The sequence below is a fragment of the Treponema sp. R80B11-R83G3 genome (genome assembly GCF_054786115.1).
In genome coordinates this window covers 1-1,481 of record NZ_BDHF01000201.1, presented here as the reverse complement: position 1 = coordinate 1,481, position 1,481 = coordinate 1, and the positions used below count along the sequence as shown (strand labels likewise).

General features: G+C 36.3%; 1 protein-coding gene. It reads left to right on the top strand.

Annotation, left to right across the window (positions count from 1 at the left end; all coding sequences use genetic code 11):
• Positions 1-1,192 precede the first annotated feature (1,192 nt).
• Positions 1,193-1,481, top strand: a 289-nt coding sequence (locus ACYVRH_RS12585) for a hypothetical protein (protein ID WP_461257248.1), incomplete at its 3' end; no start/stop codon positions are given.

Below are 1,481 nucleotides of genomic sequence, written 5' to 3'. Positions count from 1 at the left end.
TTATTACTCTTTATATATATTATTTATATATATATATTTTTTTTATGACTTAATGACTAATAATAAAATAATATATTTATATTATAAGGGTATATAGGGAGATGTTAAAACTGAGTTAATGTGGCGGTCATCGGGTCATTCAGTCATTGGGTAGCGGTTATTATCAGCCATTGCCTCCTGCGGAAAAACCGCCTTTTTACAAGTTTTATTTGTTGAATTTTTTTTATGGCGGTTTTTTTGCATTGGGGGTTTCAGCGATTAAAATTTTCAAGATGGAATATCAAGAGGGAGTACAACTCTCGCTTTTTATTTATTAAATGAGAGCGGTTTGTTTCGAAAATTTTTACAAGTGGGGATTTTATTGTGCGCCACGCCATGAAGAATTATTTATCAACACGGCTTAACGCCGTGCGTTTCTGGGCATCCCCCCTGCCCCCTTAATTTTCAGTAGTGAAAACACGAATTATAATTTGATTGATTTTTGTATTACTCCTTGTTGCTACTGGTTGCTCTGTATTGCTATCTGTTAGCGATAAAAACAAAAAACAAAGCGAGAAAATCTTTTACTACATTGATAAAATTTCCAATTACAAAATTATGGCTTTTTTAGGAGACGCGCACGCCCCCCGCAATAAAATATTTTATGTATCATGGTGTATGGTTGTGTAGGATTAACAAAGGATTATACTACACTCTTTTTGTTGCTCCCTGTTGCTCCTTGTTACTCCCTATTATCACCTATTACTATATTTTTTTTTATTTGTGTATCTTAAATAAAAAAAAAGGAAACTTATAAATATATATAATATATATATAGAAGTGGCAAATTCGTCTTTTATACTGCATTGATACACTTTCAATGCTTCATTTTCTGGTGGTTTTTTAGCATGGGGTTTCAGCGATTAAAATTAACAGGTTGTAATTCCAAGAGGGAGTAAAACACTCGCTTTTTTATTTATCAAACGAGAGCGGTTTATTTAGACAATTACCCCTGCGAAAAAGCCGCCTTTTTTTATGATTTAATTATCAATGGTTTTTTATGGCGGTTTTTTCGCATTGGGGTCTTAGCGACTAAATTTTCAAGTTGGAATATTAAGAGGGATTTATTTTACCGCTTTTTGTTTAACAAATGAGAGCGGTTTGTTCCGACAATTGCCCCCCTGCGGAAAAACCGCCTTTTTTAAAGATTTACTTGACGATAATTTTTTATGGCGGTTTTTTCGCAGGGGTCATCAGCGATTTATTTTTTTTAATTACGGAATTTGGGAAGGGTGTTTTATTTGCGAAAGCCGTGTGCGTATTCCGCTTCGCCTGTTGTTATGCGACACGCCGGGCGGGTCAAACTACGCTTTTCTGCGGCGGAGTTGAGGCGGTTGCGGGCATGGACGCCGCTGTTTCTGAAAAAAAAGGCAAACAAGGATGTTTGCCTTTTTTTTCTTCCTTACAGCACACGACCAACGGGAGTGGGCTGCTCCCCCCCC